This is a genomic window from Rhodopseudomonas parapalustris (assembly GCF_053772255.1).
The window spans coordinates 141,000-160,651 of record NZ_JAMKBZ010000009.1; the positions used below are offsets into that span (position 1 = coordinate 141,000).

General features: G+C 67.6%; 13 protein-coding genes. 11 read left to right on the forward strand and 2 right to left on the reverse strand.

What is annotated here, in order from left to right:
* The first annotated feature begins 144 nt into the window (after positions 1 to 144).
* The 11 genes from ubiE (at position 145) to trxA (ending at position 17,109) form a co-directional block, all read left to right on the forward strand.
* A complete protein-coding gene (gene ubiE, locus M9H71_RS10715; protein WP_455405010.1) occupies positions 145 to 906 on the forward strand; it encodes a bifunctional demethylmenaquinone methyltransferase/2-methoxy-6-polyprenyl-1,4-benzoquinol methylase UbiE in 762 nt (253 codons plus the stop codon).
* Positions 903 to 2,480 carry a 2-polyprenylphenol 6-hydroxylase gene (ubiB, locus tag M9H71_RS10720; RefSeq protein ID WP_455405011.1) on the forward strand — a complete coding sequence of 526 codons (1,578 nt, stop codon included), beginning with the start codon at positions 903 to 905 and terminating at the stop codon, positions 2,478 to 2,480. The genes ubiE and ubiB overlap by 4 nt, the downstream gene beginning before the upstream one ends.
* Before the next feature lie 53 nt (positions 2,481 to 2,533).
* Positions 2,534 to 3,979 (forward strand): bifunctional phosphopantothenoylcysteine decarboxylase/phosphopantothenate--cysteine ligase CoaBC, encoded by a 1,446-nt coding sequence (gene coaBC / locus M9H71_RS10725; RefSeq protein WP_455405012.1) that lies wholly within the window; start codon positions 2,534 to 2,536, stop codon positions 3,977 to 3,979.
* Complete coding sequence (gene dut, locus M9H71_RS10730; RefSeq protein WP_455405013.1) at positions 3,976 to 4,434, forward strand: dUTP diphosphatase; 459 nt, start codon at positions 3,976 to 3,978, stop codon at positions 4,432 to 4,434. The genes coaBC and dut overlap by 4 nt, the downstream gene beginning before the upstream one ends.
* A 219-nt stretch (positions 4,435 to 4,653) precedes the next feature.
* Positions 4,654 to 7,167, forward strand: coding sequence for an ATP-binding protein (locus tag M9H71_RS10735; RefSeq protein ID WP_455405014.1), 2,514 nt, complete (start codon positions 4,654 to 4,656; stop codon positions 7,165 to 7,167).
* Complete coding sequence (tsaE, locus tag M9H71_RS10740; protein WP_455405015.1) at positions 7,164 to 8,684, forward strand: tRNA (adenosine(37)-N6)-threonylcarbamoyltransferase complex ATPase subunit type 1 TsaE; 1,521 nt, start codon at positions 7,164 to 7,166, stop codon at positions 8,682 to 8,684. The genes M9H71_RS10735 and tsaE overlap by 4 nt, the downstream gene beginning before the upstream one ends.
* A gap of 107 nt (positions 8,685 to 8,791) precedes the next feature.
* Positions 8,792 to 9,103, forward strand: a complete 312-nt coding sequence (locus M9H71_RS10745; RefSeq protein ID WP_455405016.1) for a PilZ domain-containing protein — start codon at positions 8,792 to 8,794, stop codon at positions 9,101 to 9,103.
* 159 nt (positions 9,104 to 9,262) lie between these two features.
* A complete protein-coding gene (locus M9H71_RS10750; protein WP_455405017.1) occupies positions 9,263 to 9,985 on the forward strand; it encodes a nucleotidyltransferase family protein in 723 nt (240 codons plus the stop codon).
* Positions 9,986 to 10,060: 75 nt separating this feature from the next.
* Positions 10,061 to 13,210, forward strand: a complete 3,150-nt coding sequence (gene addB / locus M9H71_RS10755; RefSeq protein ID WP_455405018.1) for a double-strand break repair protein AddB — start codon at positions 10,061 to 10,063, stop codon at positions 13,208 to 13,210.
* A complete protein-coding gene (gene addA, locus M9H71_RS10760) occupies positions 13,207 to 16,692 on the forward strand; it encodes a double-strand break repair helicase AddA (protein ID WP_455405019.1) in 3,486 nt (1,161 codons plus the stop codon). Before addB ends, addA begins: the two co-directional genes overlap by 4 nt.
* Positions 16,693 to 16,788: 96 nt before the next feature.
* On the forward strand, positions 16,789 to 17,109 hold the full coding sequence (gene trxA, locus M9H71_RS10765) for a thioredoxin (RefSeq protein ID WP_455405020.1): 321 nt from the start codon (positions 16,789 to 16,791) through the stop codon (positions 17,107 to 17,109).
* 174 nt (positions 17,110 to 17,283) lie between these two features.
* On the opposite strand, the gene M9H71_RS10770 is transcribed toward trxA, so the two are convergent.
* Together M9H71_RS10770 and accD are read right to left on the reverse strand one after the other, a co-directional pair.
* Entirely contained in the window at positions 17,284 to 18,618 is a 1,335-nt protein-coding gene (locus tag M9H71_RS10770; RefSeq protein WP_455405021.1) for a bifunctional folylpolyglutamate synthase/dihydrofolate synthase, read from the reverse strand.
* Entirely contained in the window at positions 18,615 to 19,595 is a 981-nt protein-coding gene (gene accD, locus M9H71_RS10775) for an acetyl-CoA carboxylase, carboxyltransferase subunit beta (protein ID WP_455405022.1), read from the reverse strand. Before accD ends, M9H71_RS10770 begins: the two co-directional genes overlap by 4 nt.
* Positions 19,596 to 19,652 lie beyond the last annotated feature (57 nt).

Consider the following 19,652-nt stretch of genomic DNA (forward strand, 5'->3'; position numbering starts at 1 on the left):
TCTCGAAAATTCCTGCCCCAAAGCTAGGGCATTCAGGCAATAGCGCCTCCGCATTAGGCGCGCTATATGGTCCGCCGCGGACCGCGTTTTTTGTTTCGGGCGGCATTCGGCCCGAAAAGCGGTCCGCGCGCAGGAGTTGAAGGCATGACTGAGCCGGGCGAAACCACGCATTTCGGCTATCGCGACGTTCCGCTGGACGAGAAGCAGACGCTGGTCAACGACGTGTTTCACAGCGTCGCCGGCCGTTACGACCTGATGAACGATCTCATGTCGGGCGGCATGCACCGGTTGTGGAAGGACGTGATGATCACGACCCTCAACCCGCCGCGCGACGACACGCCGTTCCGGCTGCTCGACGTTGCCGGCGGCACCGGCGACATCTCGTTCCGCGCCGCCAAGGCCTCGGGCGCCGGCTTCCATGCCACCGTCTGCGACATCAACACCGACATGCTCGAAGTCGGTCGGCAGCGCGCGGTCGAACGCAATCTCGACGACAAGGTTGATTTCGTCGAAGGCAACGCCGAGAGCCTGCAATTCGACGATCGCAGTTTCGACGCCTACACCATCGCGTTCGGCATTCGGAACGTGCCGCAGATCGATCTGGCGCTGAAGGAAGCCTATCGGGTGCTGAAGCCGGGCAGTCGGTTCCTGTGCCTCGAGTTTTCGTCGGTCGACGTGCCGGGCCTGTCGAAATTGTACGATCTGTTCTCGTTCAAGGTGATCCCGGAGATCGGCCGCGTCGTCACCGGCGATGCCGACAGCTACCAGTATCTGGTCGAATCGATCCGCAAATTCCCCAAGCCCTACGACTTCGCCGAGATGATGCGTGACGCCGGCTTTGCGCGCGCCAACTGGCAGGTGATGAGCGGCGGCATCGTCGCGCTGCATTCGGGCTGGCGTTTGTGATCGCAGCACTCACTCATGTGGCGCGGCTCGGCCGCGCCGCCTTCGTGTTCGCGCGCGAGGGCGTGTTCGGCGTGGTCGATCCGGGGCTGATTCCGCCTGCCGGCCAAGTGCCGGTGCGGCTGGCACGTCTGATCGAACGCCGCGGCGCCAAGTCCGGGGCGCGGCTGACGCGTGCGCTGACCCGGCTCGGCCCGGCCTATCTCAAGCTCGGCCAATTCCTCGCCACCCGCCCCGACGTCGTCGGCGTCGCGATGGCGCGCGATCTCGAGAGCCTGCAGGATCGGCTGCCGCCGTTCTCCCAGGACGAGGCCGAACAGGTGATCGCGACCTCGCTGGAGCGGCCGCTCCGCGAGCTGTTCATCAGTCTCAGCCCGCCGGTGGCGGCCGCCTCGATTGCTCAGGTGCATCGCGGCGAGGTCGAAGTCGACGGCGTGCGCAAGCAGGTCGCCGTCAAGGTGCTGCGGCCGAACGTTTCGGCGCGGTTCAGGCGCGACCTGTCCGACTTCTTCTACGTGGCCGAGAAGGCCGAGATGTACTCCGCCGAAGCGCGGCGGCTGCGGCTGGTCGAAGTCATCAACACCATGTCGCGCTCGGTCGCGATGGAGATGGATCTGCGGCTGGAAGCGGCCGCGGCGTCCGAGATGGCGGAGAACACCAAGGACGATCCGGACTTCCGTGTCCCCTCTGTCGATTGGGATCGCACCAGCCACAACGTGCTGACGATGGAGTGGATCGACGGCATCCCGCTGAACGATCACGCCCGTCTCAAGGAAGCCAACGTCGACACCGTCGAGCTCGGCCGCAAGGTGATCCAGAGCTTCCTGCGCCATGCGCTGCGCGACGGCTTCTTCCACGCCGACATGCATCCGGGCAATCTGTTCCTGGATCGCGACGGCAAGCTGGTGGCGGTCGATTTCGGCATCATGGGCCGGCTGCTGCCGAAGGAGCGGCGCTTCCTCGCCGAGATCCTGCTCGGCTTCATCACCCGCAATTATCGCCGCGTCGCCGAGGTGCATTTCGAAGCCGGCTATGTGCCGCCGCATCATTCGGTCGAGAATTTCGCGCAGGCGATCCGCGCCATCGGCGAGCCGATCCACAATCGCACCGCCGAAGAAATCTCGATGGCCAAGCTGCTGACGCTGCTGCTCGAGGTTACCGGCCTGTTCGACATGCGGACCCGGCCGGAGCTGATCCTGCTGCAGAAGACCATGGTGGTGGTCGAAGGCGTTGCGCGGTCGTTCGATCCCAAGCTCGACATCTGGAAGGTCGCGGACCCAGTGGTGCGCGAGTGGATCCAGCGCAATCTCGGCCCGATCGGCAAGGTCGAGGGCGCGCTCGCCGGCGCCGGCGAGCTCGGCCACACCCTGACCAGCCTGCCGACCATCGTGTCGCGTGCCGTCACCGTGCTGAACCAGCTCGAGGTCATGACCAAGGATGGCCTGGTGCTGGCGCCCGAGACGATCGCCGCGATCGGGCGAACCGAGCGCGGCCGCACCCGCGGCCGGACGGTGGCGCTTTGGGTGATTGCCGCAACCTTCATCGGCGTCCTGATCGCGCTGTCGCGCATGATTTGATCGCATTGCATTCATCTCTTGAATGCAATGCGGGTGTCGATTAGCCTTTCCGCATGGCCAATCTGACGATCCGCAAGCTCGACGACGTCCTTAAAGCCGAACTGCGCCAGCGCGCGGCCGCCAACGGCCGCTCGATGGAGGACGAGGTTCGGGTGATCCTGCGCGACGCCTGCCACAGGCGGCTCGGCTTCGCGGAGTCCGCCTCGGCTGATCCGTCCGGCCCTGCAGCTCCGGCGGCCGATGAGCCGGCGGACGGCGTGCGGTCCCTGCCGCAGCCGGGCGGCGCGCGGGTGACGCTGATCGTCGGCGGCGGCATCGCAGCCTACAAGGCGATGGATCTGATCCGCCGGCTGAAGGAGCGCGGCGCCGATGTCCGCGTGGTGCTGACCAAGGCCGCCCAGCAATTCGTCACGCCGCTGACGGCGAGCGCGCTGTCGCATCAGCGCTGCTACACCGACCTGTTCGACCCCTCGAGCGAGTTCGATGCCGGGCATATCCGCCTGGCGCGCGATTGCGACCTGATCGTGGTGGCTCCGGCGACCGCCGATCTGATGGCCAAGATCGCCGGCGGCCATGCCGACGACCTCGCCACCGCGATCCTGCTCGCCACCAACCGCCAGATCCTGCTGGCGCCGGCGATGAACCCGCTGATGTGGAACAACGCCGCGACCCGGCGCAACGTCGCCCAGCTCAAGCAGGACGGCGTCGCGCTGATCGGCCCCAATGCCGGCGAGATGGCCGAGCGCGGCGAAGCCGGCGTCGGCCGGATGGCGGAACCGACCGAGATTGCGGCCGCGGCTGAAGCGCTGTGGCGGCCGCAGCCGCCGAAGCCGCTGCTCGGCAGGCGGGTGCTGATCACCGCTGGCCCGACCCACGAGCCGATCGATCCGGTCCGCTACATCGCCAACCGCTCGTCCGGCAAACAGGGCTACGCCATCGCGGCTGCGGCGGCTGCCGCGGGGGCCGAGGTGGCGCTGATCTCCGGCCCTGTCGATCTCCGGGCGCCGGCGGGGGTCGACTGCACCCGCGTTGAGTCCGCACGCGAGATGCTCGCCGCCGTGCAATCCGCGCTCCCGGCCGATGTGGCGATCTTCGCTGCCGCGGTGGCGGACTGGCGCGTCGCCAGCGAAGGGATGCAGAAGCTCAAGAAGGGCGCGGGCGGGCCGCCGCCGTTGCAGCTCACCGAGAATCCCGACATCCTCGCCACGATTGCGAAGCTGACCGAAGGCCGGCCGCCGCTGGTGATCGGCTTTGCGGCCGAAACTGAAAACCTGATCGATAACGCCACCGCCAAGCTCGCCCGCAAGGGCTGTGACTGGATCGTGGCCAATGATGTGTCTCCGGCCACCGGCGTGATGGGCGGCGACCGCAACACCGTGCATCTGTTGATGCGCCATGGCGCCGCCACCGATCTCGAATCGTGGCCGCTGATGACCAAGGACGAAGTCGCGACCGCGCTGGTGGCGCGGATCGCCCAAGCAATGGCAGTTCCCGCATGAGCCAAGTGATCACCGTTTCGATTCGCCATCTGCCGCACGGCGAAGGCTTGCCGCTTCCGGACTATCAGACCGCGAACGCCGCCGGGCTCGACCTGATCGCGGCGGTTCCGCAGGGCGCACCGCTGACGCTGCAGCCGGGGCGCTATGTGCTGGTGCCGACCGGGCTCACCATTGCGCTTCCGGAGAACTACGAGGCTCAGGTGCGGCCGCGCTCGGGCCTCGCCGCCAAGCACGGCGTCACGGTGCTCAATGCGCCGGGCACGATCGATGCCGATTATCGCGGCGAGATCGGCGTGCTGCTGATCAATCACGGCACCGAACCCTTCACCATCTGCCGCGGCGAACGCATCGCCCAGATGGTGATCGCGCCGGTCGGCCGCGCGCGGTTCGTCGCCGTCGACGCACTGCCGGAAAGCGGCCGCGGCGCCGGTGGGTTCGGATCGACCGGCCGCTGAGTAGCGGCTCCGCATTGAGGTGATACTTCCGCGACTCAACTAGATTTAGTGTCAAGCACGGCCGGAATCCGCGTCGGAAAATATAAACCGTCCGTTTACGAACGGTCCTGCCTCCGTTCACGGTCTGGACTCTTACCCCCCGAGTCGTGATGGCGATAATGTCCCGTGATTCGGCTATGGTGCGGCTTGTCAGTTGCGCCGTGCGGTTTGGGGCAATCGATGTCAGGCGTATTGGGGTCCATACGTCGGACCAGTCTGTCGTGCACGTCGCTGGTGCATGGTCTGGCTGGGACGGCCGTGATGGTCGTGTCGTCGCCGGCGCGAGCCGCAGACGATCGCCTGGCCGCCGTCACCTCGTCGCTGCTGATCGATCTCAATCGCCACGAGATGATGACGCTGATCGTCGCGCTCGCGGCGCTGGGCTTTTCGGTGATGGCGGCGATCGTGCTGGTCCGGACGCGGCAGCGCGCGGTCGAGCGCGAAGCTGCGCTGCGCGCCGACCTGATCGGCCTGCAGGCGGAGTCCGATCGGTTTCAGGCGCTGCTGTTCGCAGAGCCGCAGGTGCTGGTGTCCTGGACCGCGGGTGAGAGCCGGCCGCAGATCAGCGGCGACACCGCCTTGTTCATGCCTCCGGACGCCCAGAACCGTCAGTCGCAGCGCATCCTGGCATTCGGCACCTGGCTGCCGCCCGAGCCGGCGCTGCAGATGGATCACGCAGTCGATGCGCTGCTCGACAAGGGCGAGGGGTTCCTGCTGCAGCTCGTCACCTCCGGCGGTCGAGCGATCGAAGCGATGGGCCGTGCCGTCGGTGGACAGGCGGTGGTGCGGATTCGCGAACTCAGCGGCGTGCGCCGCGAGCTTGCCGACATGACCCGGCGGTTCAAGGCGCTGCAGGAAGAAACCGAAATGCTGCGCGGCTTCGCCACCGCTGCGCCGTGGCCGATCTGGACCCGTCGCACCGACGGCACGCTCAGCTTCGCCAACGCCGCCTATGCGCGCGCGACCGATGCCAGCGACGCTGCGGACGCGGTCGGCCGCAATCTCGAGCTTTTGGATTCGGGCGATCGTGCCGCGCTGGCCCGTTCGCTCGGTGAAAGCGCCGAGTTCGCCGGCCGGCTGCCCATCGTGGTCGGCGGCGAGCGCCGCTATTACGACGTGCGGGCGCTCAAGGTGAACGGCGGCAGTGCCGGCATCGCGGTCGACGCCAGCGAAACCGCTGCGCTGGGCGCAGCGCTCGAGCGGATGGCGGATGCGCACCGGCGCACGCTCGACCAGCTCTCGTCCGGCGTCGCGGTGTTCGACGCCCAGCGCCGGCTGGCGTTCTACAACGACTCCTATCGCAAGCTGTGGAGCCTCGATCGCGTCTTCCTCGACGGCCACCCCGACGACTCCAGCGTGCTCGACCGGCTCCGCGCCGAACGCAAGCTGCCGGAGGAGCGTGACTTCAAGGCCTGGAAGAACAAGCTGCACGAAGCCTATCGGGCGGTCGAAGCCGAAAAGGACGTCTGGTATCTGCCGGACGGCCGCGCCGTCAGCATCGTCACCACGCCGAATCCCGAAGGCGGCGTCACCTATCTGTTTGACGACGTCACCGAAAGCCTCGACCTCAAGCGTCGCTACGGCGGCCTGATCGACGTCCAGCGCGAGACGCTCGACAACCTCTCCGAAGCGGTCGCGGTGTTCGGCTCCAACGGCTGCGCGCAGTTGTTCAATCCGCCGTTCGCGCGGATGTGGAACCTGACCGCGGAGTCGATGCAGAGCCAGCCGCACATCGAGGCGATCGAGGAGTGGTGCCGGCCGTTGTTCGACGACGACGTGTTCTGGCAGGCGCTGCGCGGTGCCATCACCGGCATCGACGATCGCCGCCACGTTCTGCTCAAGCTGGAGCGGAAGGACGGCAGCGTGCTGGCGTGCAAGACCATGCCGCTGCCCGACGGCGCCACGATGCTGACGTTCCAGGACATCACCGACACCGAGAACGTCGAGCGGGCGCTGCGCGAGCGCAACGAAGCGCTGGAGACGGCCGATCGGATCAAGATCGATTTCGTCCACCACGTCTCCTACGAGCTGCGGTCGCCGCTGACCACGATCATCGGTTTCGCGCATTTCCTCAGCGATTCCTCGACCGGACCGCTGACCGACAAGCAGGCCGAGTACGTGAATTACATCACGACCTCGACCAACGCGCTGATGGCGATCATCAACAACATCCTCGATCTCGCCAGCATCGATGCCGGGGCGATGACGCTCAACCTCGGGCCGATCGACATCCGCAAAGCGATCGACGCCGCTGCCGAGGGCATTCAGGATCGGCTGGCGCGCGACCAGATCGCCCTGCAGATCGACGTCGATCCGACGATCGATCGCTTCATCGGCGACGAGCGGCGCGTCGTGCAGGTGCTGTACAATCTGCTCGCCAATGCGATCGATTTTTCGCCGCCGCAAGGGACGGTTCGGCTGGCCGTGCACAAAGGTGAGCAGCGCGTGGCGTTCACCGTCGCCGACGCCGGGCCGGGAATCGCGCCGGCGTTCAAAGAAAAAATGTTTGATCTGTTCGAAAGCGATCCGCAGGGCTCGCGGCATCGCGGCGCCGGGCTCGGGCTGTCGCTGGTGCGCTCGTTCGTCGAACTGCACGGCGGCAAAGTCCAGGTCGAGTCGGCGGTTGGCCGCGGCACCTCGGTGACCTGCGAGTTTCCGATCGAGCCCGCCGCCCAACGTCACGCCGCCGAATGAGCGCGGCGGCGACATTCTCGGTCGCGCTCGCGAACGAGGTTGCGACCACGCGGCTGATGGCGGAAGTCGCGCTGCTGATCGGCTCCGGTGATGTCGTGACTCTGTCGGGCGATCTCGGCGCCGGCAAGACCGCTGCGGCGCGGGCGATGATCCGCTATCTGGCCGCGGACGACACGCTGGAAGTGCCGAGCCCGACCTTCACGCTGGTGCAGACTTACGATTTACCGCCGTATCCGCTGCTGCATGCGGATCTCTACCGCGTCGAGGATCCGTCGGAGCTGGAAGAGATCGGGCTGTCGCCGCTGCCGGACGGCACCGTGGCGCTGATCGAATGGCCCGAGCGTGCCGCGTCGGAGCTGCCGGAAGACCGCATCGATATCGCGCTGAGCCATCGCCCGGCGCTGGGCCCTTCGGCGCGCGCTGCGGAGATCACCGGTCACGGCAAGGCCGTGAAGCAGGTCGAGCGTCTCGCCGCGCTGCGCAGCTTCATCGAGACCGCCGGCTATGCGGACGCCGAGCGCCGCCACATGCCGGGCGACGCCTCGACGCGCTCCTACGCGCGGCTGCAGCGCGGCGGCGAGAGCGTGATCCTGATGAACGCGCCGCGCCGTCCGGATGGTCCGGCGCTGTATGCCGGCAAGAGCTACAGCGCAGCGGTGCATTTGGCTGAGGACGTCCGGCCGTTCGTTGCCATCGCCCAGGGGCTGCGCGAACGCGGCTTCTCGGCGCCCGCGATTCATCACGCCGATCTCGACGCGGGCTTTCTGATCACCGAGGACCTCGGCAGCGTCGGCTTCGTCGAAGGCTCCCCTGCGGGGCCGGTGGTGGAGCGCTATCAGGCTGCCGCCGACATGCTGGCGGCGCTGCATGCCAGGCCGCTGCCGGATCATCTGCCGCTGTCGGCGCGCGAGAGCTACGCGGTGCCGAGTTTCGACGAAGACGCGATGATGATCGAGGTCGGGCTGATGCCGGAATGGTATCTGCCGGATCGCGGCGCGCCGCCGACCGAGGTGCTGCGCGCCGAATTCGCCGCGCTGTGGCGCAAGCTGCTGGCCGGCATCGCGGCCGAGCCGCGGACCTGGGTGCTACGCGATTATCACTCGCCGAATCTGATCTGGTTGGAAGGCCGTCCCGGTATCGAGCGCGTCGGGATCATCGACTTCCAGGACACCGTGCTGGGCCCTGCCGCCTATGACGTAGTGTCGCTGCTGCAGGATGCCCGGATCGACGTGCCCGAGGCCGTCGAGCTGTCGCTGCTCGGCCGCTACGTCAAAGCCCGGCTCGCCGCGGATCCGGAGTTCGATGCCGCCGGTTTCGCGCGGCTCTATGCGGTGATGTCGGCGCAGCGGAATACACGGCTATTGGGAACTTTCGCTCGACTCAACCGGCGGGACGGCAAGTCGCAGTACTTGAAGCATCAGCCCCGGGTGTGGGCGTATCTGGCGCGTTCGCTGGCGCATCCGGCGCTCGCCGAGGTCCGGGCTTGGTACCGGGACCATGTGCCGCCACCGCTCTGATGCGGCCGATTTCTTTTACCCATCTTTAGCGCAGCGCTCGTAGCTTTGCGGGGCGGGGCGCCGCGGCATGGCCGGGCGGCACGAAGACCAAACTGCAGGACGACGAGATGGTTGCCGAACGCAATAAGGACGGTCGCGTTGTATTCGATCGTGGGTTGCGCGCTCAGATGATGGCGATCGACGGCACCTGGCGCCGTCCCTGCCTGATCGAAGACGTCTCCGAACTCGGCGCCAAACTGACGATCGAAGGCTCGGTCGAAGGGCTCAACCTCAAGGAGTTCTTCCTGCTGCTGTCGTCCACCGGTCTGGCCTATCGGCGTTGCGAGCTGAGCTGGATCAATGGCGACCAGATCGGCGTGAGCTTCCTCCGTCTCGACAAGAAAAAGAAACGCCCCGCGGCCCAGGCCGAGGACGCCTGACCTGCTCCGGGAGCGCGTTTCCGGGTGTCCCGCCGAGCGTCGCCCGGCGTCGTATCTCCGTCATGATCCCCGACTACCCAGAGGCCGCCTCCGATAGACCGTTCGGAGCAGCATGATACAATCGATTCGCGCCGCTTGGTGCGTTCCGAGTCGGAGAACATGACCGTTCGCCCCCACAAAGCCATGGTACTTGCCGCCGGCCTCGGCCTGCGGATGCGACCGCTCACCGATCATTTGCCGAAGCCGCTGGTGTCCGTCGCCGGCCGCCCGCTGCTCGACCACGTTCTCGACCGTCTGGCCGAGGTCGACGTCGCCGAGGCGGTCGTCAACGTCCACTATCTGCCGGACCAGATCATCGACCACGTCGCCGGGCGGACGAGCCCGCGGGTGATGATTTCGGACGAGCGCGATCAGGTGCTCGGCACCGGCGGCGCGGTGGTGAAGGCGCTGCCGTTGCTCGGCGATGCGCCGTTCTATCACCTCAATGCCGATACGATGTGGATCGACGGCGTGCGGCCCAATCTGGCGCGGCTCGCCGAAGCGTTCGATCCGGCCCGGATGGACATCCTGCTTCTGATGGCGCCGACCGCGAACAGCATCGGCTATACGGGCAAGGGTGACTTCGCGATGAGCCCCAACGGCAGCCTGCACCGGCGCAAGGAAACCGAGGTGGTGCCGTTCGTCTATGCGGGCGCCGCGATCATGTCGCCGGCAATCTTCAAGGACGCGCCGGAGGGCGAATTCTCGCTGACCAAGATGTTCGACCGCGCCGGCCAGCAACATCGGCTGCACGGGCTGCGGCTCGACGGCGTGTGGATGCATGTCGGCACGCCGGACGCGGTGGCTGCGGCAGAACGAGCGTATCTCGCCAGCGTCGCCTGACGGGGCGGCCCGCGCCGGCCACCTCCTTTCGCCGGATTTGCCGTGCCATGATGGCGAAGGCGAATCAGGACATCGATGCACCTTTTCAGCGTTCCATCTTCGGCGCCGTTTCTGCGCACGATCATCGCGGCCCTGGTCGACGGCCGGCTGGTCGAGGGCTTCGAGGCGCGCACTGCGCCGGAGCGGCTCGCCGACGCCACGCTTTACTTGCCGACCCGGCGCGCCGGCCGGATGGCGCGCGAGATATTCCTCGACGTGCTCGGCACCGATGCGGTGCTGCTGCCGCGGATCGTCGCGCTCGGCGATATCGACGAAGATGAGCTGGCATTCGCGCAGGCCGCATCGGGCCTCGCCGATCTGGAGATTCCGCCCGCGCTCGACGGGCTGCCGCGCCGGCTGTTGCTGGCGCAACTGATCGCGAGCTGGGCGGCGCGGCTGAAGCCGGACGATCCGGCGCAGGCGCCGCTGGTGGTCGGCGGACCGGCCTCGGCGCTGGCGCTCGCCGACGATCTGGCGCGGCTGATCGACGACATGGCAACCCGCGGCGTCGGCTGGTCGGCGCTCGATGCGCTGGTGCCTGATGCGTTCGATCGCTACTGGAGTCTGACACTCGACTTCCTCAAGATCGCCGGTCACGCCTGGCCGCAATATCTGAAAGAGACCGACCGGATCGAACCGGCGGCGCGGCGCGACCGGCTGATCGACGCCGAGGCGCAGCGGCTCGCGACCCAGCGCAGCGGGCCGGTGATCGCCGCGGGCTCGACCGGCTCGATGCCGGCGACCGCGAAACTGCTCACCGCGATCGCGCGGCTGCCGCATGGCGCCGTGGTGCTGCCCGGGCTCGATGTCGATCTCGATAATGCGGCGTGGGGCTTGATTGGCGGCAGCCGCGACAAACAGGGCAAGCTGGTGACGTTGCCGTCGCCCAACCATCCGCAATACGCCATGCACGGCCTGCTCGAACGGATGGGTGTAACGCGCCGCGACGTGCAGCAGCTCGGCACCCCGGTCCGGCACGGCCGCGAACTGCTCGCCTCCGAGGCGTTGCGGCCGTCGTCGGCGACGGCGGTGTGGCACGACCGGCTGAAGGACGCCGAGGTCGACCGTCTGATCGGCGAAGGCACAGATGGGCTCACGCTGATCGAAGCGCCGAACTCGGAAGCCGAGGCGCTGGCGATCGCCGTGGTGCTGCGCGAGGCGCGGGAGCAGGGCAAGACCGCCGCGCTGGTGACGCCGGATCGCGCGCTGGCGCGCCGCGTGGTCGCCGCGCTCGGCCGCTGGCATCTGCCGGTCGACGATTCCGGCGGCGACTCGCTGATGGAGACGCAGCCAGGCATCTTCGCGCGGCTCGCGGCCGAGACCGCGCTCGAAGGCTGCGAACCGGCGACGCTGCTGGCGTTGCTCAAGCATCCGCTTCTGCGGCTCGGGCGCGCGGGTCATGGCTGGCGCGGCGCGATCGAGACTTTGGAACTCGCGCTGCTGCACGGCCCGCGGCCCGCGGCGGGTAGTGACGGCCTCGCCAAGGAGTTCGTCACCTTCCGCGCCGAGCTGGCCAAGCTGAAGCGCGGCGAGGCCAGCGCGCTGCATCCGTCCGAGCCGCGCACCCGGCTGTCCGAACCGAGCCTCGATGAAGCGCAGGACCTCATCGCCCAGTTCAAGGCCGCGCTCGCACCATTGGAAACCGTCGGGCCGAACCCGCTCGATCTGTGCGAGATCGGCGCGCGGCATTGCGCGGCGCTGAAGGCGCTGACGACGGATGACGACGGCATCGCCGAAGTGTTCGAAGGGCCGCAAGGCTCGGCACTGCTGCGCGCGTTCGACGATCTCGCTGCTGTGGGGCCGGCGAGCGGCGTGCTGGTCGCTGCACGCGACTATGGCGAGGTGTTCGAGACCGCGTTCGGTGATCGCGTCGTCCGCCGTCCCGAACTCGCCGAGGCGCCGATCCGGATTTACGGCCCGCTCGAAGCGCGTCTGACTCAGCAGGACCGTATCGTCCTGGGCGGACTCGTCGAAGGCGTGTGGCCGCCGGCGCCGCGGATCGATCCATGGTTGAGCCGGCCAATGCGGCACGACCTCGGGCTCGATCTGCCGGAGCGCCGCATCGGCCTGTCGGCGCACGATTTCGCGCAGGCGCTCGGTGCCGATGAGGTGGTCATCAGCCACGCCGCCAAGGTCGGCGGCGCGCCGGCGGTAGCGTCGCGCTTCCTGCACCGGCTCGAGGCGGTGGCCGGCGAGAGCCGCTGGAAGGCGATGAAAACGCGTGGACAGACGTATCTCGACTACGCGCACGAACTGGATCGCCCCGAAACCGTGACGCCGATCGCGCAGCCTGCGCCGAAGCCGCCGCGGATCGCGCGGCCGCTGAAGCTGCCGGTCACCGCGATCGAGGACTGGCTGCGCGATCCTTATACGATCTACGCCAAGTACATCCTGCGGCTGTCGCCGCTCGATCCGGTCGACATGCCGCTGTCGGGCGCCGATCGCGGCTCGGCGATCCATGCGGCGCTCGGCGAATTCACCGAGCGCTACCAGGATGCACTGCCGGACGATCCGGCGACGGCGCTGCGCCAAATCGGCCAGAAACATTTTGCGCCGCTGATGGATCATGCCGAGGCGCGGGCGCTGTGGTGGCCGCGCTTCCTGCGGATCGCGACCTGGTTCGCTACGTGGGAGCAGCAGCGCCGTACCGGCGTTGTACAGGTGCAGGCGGAGCGCCGCGGCACGCTGACGATCCCGCTTGGTGGCGAGCGCAATTTCGAACTGTCGGCGCGTGCCGACCGCATCGAACGGCGCGATGACGGCAGCTACGCGATCCTCGACTACAAGACCGGCCACCCGCCGACCGGCAAGCAAGTACGGATGGGGCTGTCGCCGCAGCTCACGCTGGAAGCGGCGATTCTGCGTGACGGAGGTTTTGAGGATATTCCGGCCGCAGTCTCGGTGAGCGAACTCACTTACGTCAAGCTGAGCGGCAATACGCCGCCCGGCGATGAGCGTGTGCTCGAGCTCAAGATCGAACGCAAGGACGAGCCGCAGCTCCCCGACGATGCCGCCGACGAAGCGCGTGCCAAACTGGAAGCGCTGATCCGCCGCTTCGAAGACGACCAGCAGCCGTATCGTTCGCTGGTATTGTCGATGTGGTCGCAGCGCTACGGCACTTATGACGATCTGGCGCGGATCAAGGAATGGTCGGCCGCCGGCGGTCGCGGAGACGCGACGTCATGAGTCGCCTCATTCCCGATGAAGCGCGCGCCCGCCAGGAGATCGCCTCCGATCCATCGGCGTCGGTGTTCGTCTCGGCCAATGCCGGCTCCGGCAAGACTCATGTGCTGGTGCAGCGCGTGATCCGCCTGCTGCTCGACGGCGTGCCGCCGGAGCGCATTCTGTGTATCACCTTCACCAAGGCTGCCGCCGCCAACATGGCGGAACGGGTGTTCACCACGCTCGGCCATTGGGTGAAGCTCGACGACGATGCGCTGTCGGCGGCGATCCGAGCCACCGGGGTCAAGTCGGTCGGCCCCTCGCTGCTGGCGCAGGCGCGAAAGCTGTTCGCCTGCGCGCTGGAGACGCCGGGCGGGCTGAAGGTGCAGACCATCCACGCGCTGTGCACGCGGTTGCTGCAGCAGTTTCCGTTCGAGGCCAACGTGCCGGCGCGGTTCAGCGTGCTGGACGATCGCGATCAGGCCGAACTGATGCAGCGCGCTAGTCTCGACGTGTTGCTACGCGCGGCTGCGGCGCCGGACAGCGATGCCGGGCGCGCGCTGGCGTTTGCGATGACCAGCGCCGCCGACGTCACCTTCCGCGACGTGGTGCAGGAAGCCTGCACGAGCCGCGATCGCTTCATGGCGTGGATCGCGCAGGCCGGCAGCGTCGAGCGCGCGATGGCGCAATTGTCTGCAACGCTCGGCGTCGCGCCGGACGATAGTTGCGAGACGGCCGATCGCGACATCGTCGATGGGCCGCATCTGCCGCGGTCGGAATGGGCTGCGGTCGCCGCAACGTTCGAAGGCGGCAGCGCCAACGATCAGGCGCAGGGCAGGCGCCTGCGCGCGGCACTGGCGCTCACTGACGCGGCGCAGATCGAGGCCTATCTCCAGGTGTTCTTCACCAAAGATAGCGGCCTGCGCAAAAGCCTGATCACCAAGAAGCTCGGCGACTCAGCGTCCGGCCTCGCCGAACGGCTGCAGCGTGAAGGTGCGCGGCTCGCCGGGCTGCTCGAACGCCGCCGCGCGCTGGCCTTGCGCGAGCGCACGCGGGCGCTGCTGGTGATCGCCGCGCAGGTTGCGGGCAACATCGCGCGCGAGAAGCGCGAGCGTGGGCTGCTCGATTACGACGATTTGATCGACAAGACGCTGGCGATGCTCGACAGCGGCGCGGCCGGCTGGGTGCATTTCAAGCTCGACCGCGGTGTCGATCACGTCCTGATCGACGAAGCGCAGGATACGTCGCCGAAGCAGTGGAAGATCGTCGCCCGGCTGATCGACGAATTCACCGCCGGCGAGGGGGCGCGCGATGGCATCAAACGCACCATCTTTGCGGTCGGCGACGAGAAACAGTCGATCTTCTCGTTCCAGGGCGCGGTGCCGAAGGAGTTCGCCGAGTGGCGCGATCTGCTGCAGCGCCGTTTCAGCGGTGCCGGGCTGACCTTCGAGAAGGTGGCGTTCAACTACTCGTTTCGCTCCGGCGCGGCGATCCTGCAGTCGGTCGACCATGTGTTCCGCGACCCGGCGATCTATCGCAGCATCCACGCCGATTCGACCTATCCGCTGCATCAGTCGCTCGGCGATGCCGGACCGAGCCTGATCGATCTGTGGCCGCTCGAAGTTCCGGACGATCGTCAGCAGATCGAAGGCTGGCAGGCGCCGTTCGACGCCCGGTCGGAAACCAGTCCCGAGGTCCGGCTCGCCGACAAGGTGCGGGCCGAAATCAGTGAACTGATCGGCCGCGGCACCCGGACCGGGCCGGTCGGTCAGCGCCGTCCGCTGAGCTACGGCGACGTGCTGATCCTGGTGCGGCGGCGCGGCTCGGCGTTCGACGCGGTGATCCAGGCATTGAAGCGCGGCGGCATTCCGGTGGCGGGCGCCGACCGGCTGAAGCTGACCGAGCACATCGCGGTCATCGACCTGATGAATCTCGCCGACGCGCTGCTGCTGCCGCAGGATGATCTAGCACTCGCAGTGGCGCTGAAGAGTCCGCTGTTCGCGCTCGATGACGACGACCTGTTCAAGCTGGCTTGGCAGCGCAAGGGCTCGCTGCGCGCCGCGCTCGCCGATCATGCCGCAGCTGATTCGAAGTTTGAAACGGTGCAGCGCCGGTTGGAGAGCTACGCGGCGCGGGCGCAGGCCGAAACGCCATTCGGGTTCTTCGCCTGGCTGCTCGGCGGCGATGGCAGCGACAGCGGTCGCGCCCGGATCCTGCGGAGGCTCGGGCCGGAGGCCAACGATGCGCTCGACGAGTTTCTCGAACTGGCGCTGAGTTTCGAGCAGAAGCGCGCGCCGTCGCTGCAGGGTTTCATGGCGTGGCTGCGCGAGGCCGATACCGAGATCAAGCGCGATATGGAAATCTCACGTGACGAAGTCCGGGTGATGACCGTGCACGGCGCCAAGGGTCTGGAAGCACCGGTGGTGTTCCTGATCGACACCACCTCGTCGCCGGCCGACACCCAGCGGCTCAACCTGATCCGTCTGCCCGGCGGCAATGCCGCGCCGGGCTCGGTCGCCGCGATGGTGTGGGCCGGCCGCAAGGCGGAAGATCCGAGCATTGTCGAGCAGGCGCGCAGCGCCATGATCGAGGAGACCGAGGACGAGTATCGCCGGCTGTTGTACGTGGCGATGACCCGCGCGGCCGACCGGTTGATCGTCGGCGGCTGTCTGCCGGGCAACCGCAACGAGGTGCGGCCGCACTCTTGGTACGATCTGATCAGCAAGGGATTGGAGTCGTCCGGGTTGGTGATGCAGCCGGTCCCGCCGGACGGTGTGATCAAGCGCTACTGCCGCCCGGAGGATGTGATCGACGAAACCGGCGCGGCGACGCCTATCCGCGAGGCGACGGTCACGTCGCTGCCGGATTGGCTGCGCCGGTCGGCGCCCGGCCTGCCATCCGCCGAACAGGTGCTGCGGCCCTCGGATGCGGAGGACGACGATCGCAGGCGTTTGCGGCTCGGGGAGTCCGATGCCAGCCGCAGCCGTGCGCTCCAGCGCGGCACGCTGGTGCACCGGCTGCTGCAATCGCTGCCCGATATCGCGGCTGCCGATCGCCCCGCGGCGGCCGGCCGGTTCCTCGCCCGCAACGCGCCGGATTGGAGCGAGGAGGATCGGGGCGCGCTCGCCGCGCAGGTGCTCAGGCTGATCGCCGATGCCAGGTTTGCGGCAGTGTTTGCGCCCGGCAGCCGCGCCGAGGTGCCGATCGTCGGCCGGCTGCAGCAGCGCGGCAGATCGGTACTGGTTTCCGGCCAGATCGACCGGCTGGTGGTCACGAGCGCCGAGGTTTTGATCGTCGATTACAAGACCAACCACGCCCCGCCCCGTTCGGAACGCGAGGCGCCGCAGTCCTATGTCCGCCAGCTTGCCCAGTACCGGGCGGTGCTCGCCGCAATCTATCCACGGCACAACGTGCGCGCCGCCCTGCTGTGGACGGAAGCTCCTGAAATAATGGAGATTTCTGCCTCTGCGCTGGACGCGGGGCAGGCCGATCTGACGGTGCCGTGAGCCCGCTTGACCGCATCGCAGCGCGTTCCTACGTTCACCCGTCATCACGGCGCGATTCCCGCCGCCGCTCTTCATCCGGTTTTCACGAGGTATCCTATGGCCGTTGGTAAGGTGTCAGACGCCGATTTCGAAAACGAGGTTCTCAACGCCGAGGGGCCTGTCGTGGTGGACTTCTGGGCCGAATGGTGTGGCCCGTGCCGCATGATCGCGCCGGCGCTCGATGAAATCGCCGGGGCGATGGGCGACAAGGTCAAGATCGTCAAGCTCAACGTCGACGAGAGCCCGGTCACCGCTTCGAAGTACGGCGTGATGTCGATCCCGACCCTGATGATCTTCAAGGGCGGTGAGATGGCCTCCCGTCAGGTCGGCGCGGCGCCGAAGGCCAAGCTGCAGCAGTGGATCAGCGCGGCTGTCTGAACTCAGGCGCGCCACGAACGTTCTGAAACGGCCGGCATTCAGCCGGCCGTTTTGCTTTTTCGGCCTCTCGTCATTGCGAGGAGCGCAGCGACGAAGCAATCCAGCCCCGTGCTCGGCGCACTGGATTGCTTCGCTACGCTCGCAATGACGGGGATAGGGCGATTGGCAATGGGACTAACTCGGCGGCGTGCCGTTGAGGTTCAGCACATGGCCGGCCAGATACAGCGATCCGGTGATCAGGATCCGCGGCGGGAGTTCGTAGGCAAGCGAGGCGATCCGCCGGAGCGCCCCCGGGACGTCGCCCGCAAGCTCGACCCGCAGCCCGAGGGCGCGGCCGGCGTCGGCGAGATGCTCGGGCGGCATCGCGCCGTCGCGATGCGGGATCGGCACCGCGATCAGGTGCCGGGTCAGGCCGGTGAAGTTGGCCAGGAACGCGGATGCGTCCTTGTTGGCCATCATCCCGGCAATCAGCACCAGAGGCCGCGACACCCGCTCTTCCAGATCGCCGAGCGCGGCGGCGGCAACGCGTCCGCCGTCGGCATTGTGGCCGCCGTCGAGCCACAGTTCGCAGCCGGCCGGTGCATCGTCGAGCAGTTTGCCCGAGGTGATCCGCTGCATCCGTGCCGGCCACTCGGCTGCCTGTAATCCGGCCTGATACGCGCTCTGCGGAATCGCGAACAGCGATTGCGCCCGCAGCGTTGCGATCGCCAGACCCGCATTGTCGATCTGATGGCGGCCGAACAATTTCGGAGCGTCGAGGTCGAGCAGTCCGCGCTCGTCCTGATAGGCGAGCCGGCCGTGTTCGAGTTGGACGTGCCATTGCTGGCCGCAGGCGAACAGCGGCGCACGCAGCCGCTTCGCCTCGCGCTCGATCACATCCATCGCGTCGTCGCGCTGCTCGGCGACGATCACCGGCACGCCGCGCCGCAGGATGCCGGCCTTCTCGGCCGCGATGGTGGCGATGGTCGGCCCCAGGAATTCGGTGTGGTCGATGCCGATCGGCGTCAGCACGCTAGCCAGCGGTTGCTCGATGACGTTGGTGGCGTCGAGCCGGCCGCCGAGGCCGACTTCCAGCAGCGTGACGTCGACGGGATGCTGCGCGAACAGCCACAGCGCCGCGGCAGTTTCGATCTCGAACAGCGTGATCGGCGCACCGGCATTGGCGCGCTCGCAATGCGCCAGCGCCGTCGCGAGCGCGTCGTCGCTGACCAGCCGGCCGGCGATCCGGATGGTTTCGTTGACGCGCACCAAATGCGGCGAGGTGTAGGCGTGAACCGCGAGGCCGGCGGCTTCGAGGATCGCGCGCAGGAACGCGACGGTCGAGCCCTTGCCGTTGGTGCCGGCGATGTGGATCACCGGCGGAAGCTTGCGTTCAGGGTGGTCCAGCGCGGCGAGCAGCCGTTCGATCCGGCCCAGATCGAGGTCGATGCGTTCGGGATGCAGCCGCGCCAACCGCGCGCGCAACTCGGCTACGGACGGCAATGATGGCGGCGTGCTGCCCTCGCTCACGCCTGCGGCGCGGCCGGCGGAGCCGGAGGCTCGGGCGGATTCGGCGTTGCCTCGTCGGCGGTCTCGATCGCGTCGAGCTCCGGCTTGGCATCGTCGACAGGCGTGGCGGCCACGGTCTCGACCACGGCGGCCGGCGCCTTGGTCAGAATCCGGCACAGCCGCGCCAAAGTCGGGCGCAGGTCGTGGCGGTGGACGACCATGTCGACCATGCCGTGGTCTTTGAGGTATTCGGCGCGCTGGAAGCCGTCCGGCAGCTTCTCGCGGATGGTCTGTTCGATCACGCGGGCGCCGGCGAAGCCGATCAGCGCGCCGGGTTCGGCGATGTGGATGTCGCCGAGCATCGCATAGGAGGCGGTGACGCCGCCGGTGGTCGGGTTGGTCAGCACCACGATGTAGGGCAGCCTGGCTTCGCGCAGCATTTGCACCGCGACCGTGGTGCGCGGCATCTGCATCAGCGACAGGATGCCTTCCTGCATCCGCGCGCCGCCGGAGGCCGCGAACATGATGAAGGGCGCGTGCTTCTCCACCGCGAGTTCCATGCCGCGGATGATGGCTTCGCCCGCCGCCATGCCGAGCGAGCCGCCCATGAAGTCGAAGTCCTGCACCGCGACGACGACCGGAAAGGTTTCGAGCTTGCCGAAGCCGACGCGCACGGCGTCATGGGCGCCGGTCTTGGTGCGAGCGTCCTTGATGCGGTCGGCGTATTTGCGCTCGTCGCGGAACTTGAGCGGATCGGCGACCACTTCGGGCAGCGCGACGTCGTACCAGGTCTCGTTGTCGAACACCGACTTCAGGCGCGCCAGCGCGCCCATCCGCATGTGATAGTTGGAGCCGGGAATGACGAACTGGTTCTGCTCGACGTCCTTGTAGAACACGAGCTGTCCGGTATCCGGACATTTGATCCAGAGGTTCTCCGGCGTATCGCGCCGCAGAATGTTGCGGATCTTCGGACGGACGACGTTGGTCAACCAGTTCATGACGTGCTCCGCGCGTCGCCCGACAAGGCGCCGCCTGGGTTCATGGCGTTGTCAGGA

Coding starts and splice junctions, on each gene's coding strand:
- coaBC (WP_455405012.1), top strand. CDS start 2,534: ATGGCCAATCTGACGATCCGCAAGCTCGACGACGTCCTTAAAGCCGAA.
- accD (WP_455405022.1), bottom strand. CDS start 19,595: ATGAACTGGTTGACCAACGTCGTCCGTCCGAAGATCCGCAACATTCTG.
- ubiE (WP_455405010.1), top strand. CDS start 145: ATGACTGAGCCGGGCGAAACCACGCATTTCGGCTATCGCGACGTTCCG.
- tsaE (WP_455405015.1), top strand. CDS start 7,164: ATGAGCGCGGCGGCGACATTCTCGGTCGCGCTCGCGAACGAGGTTGCG.
- addB (WP_455405018.1), top strand. CDS start 10,061: ATGCACCTTTTCAGCGTTCCATCTTCGGCGCCGTTTCTGCGCACGATC.
- trxA (WP_455405020.1), top strand. CDS start 16,789: ATGGCCGTTGGTAAGGTGTCAGACGCCGATTTCGAAAACGAGGTTCTC.
- M9H71_RS10735 (WP_455405014.1), top strand. CDS start 4,654: ATGTCAGGCGTATTGGGGTCCATACGTCGGACCAGTCTGTCGTGCACG.
- M9H71_RS10750 (WP_455405017.1), top strand. CDS start 9,263: ATGACCGTTCGCCCCCACAAAGCCATGGTACTTGCCGCCGGCCTCGGC.
- dut (WP_455405013.1), top strand. CDS start 3,976: ATGAGCCAAGTGATCACCGTTTCGATTCGCCATCTGCCGCACGGCGAA.
- M9H71_RS10745 (WP_455405016.1), top strand. CDS start 8,792: ATGGTTGCCGAACGCAATAAGGACGGTCGCGTTGTATTCGATCGTGGG.
- addA (WP_455405019.1), top strand. CDS start 13,207: ATGAGTCGCCTCATTCCCGATGAAGCGCGCGCCCGCCAGGAGATCGCC.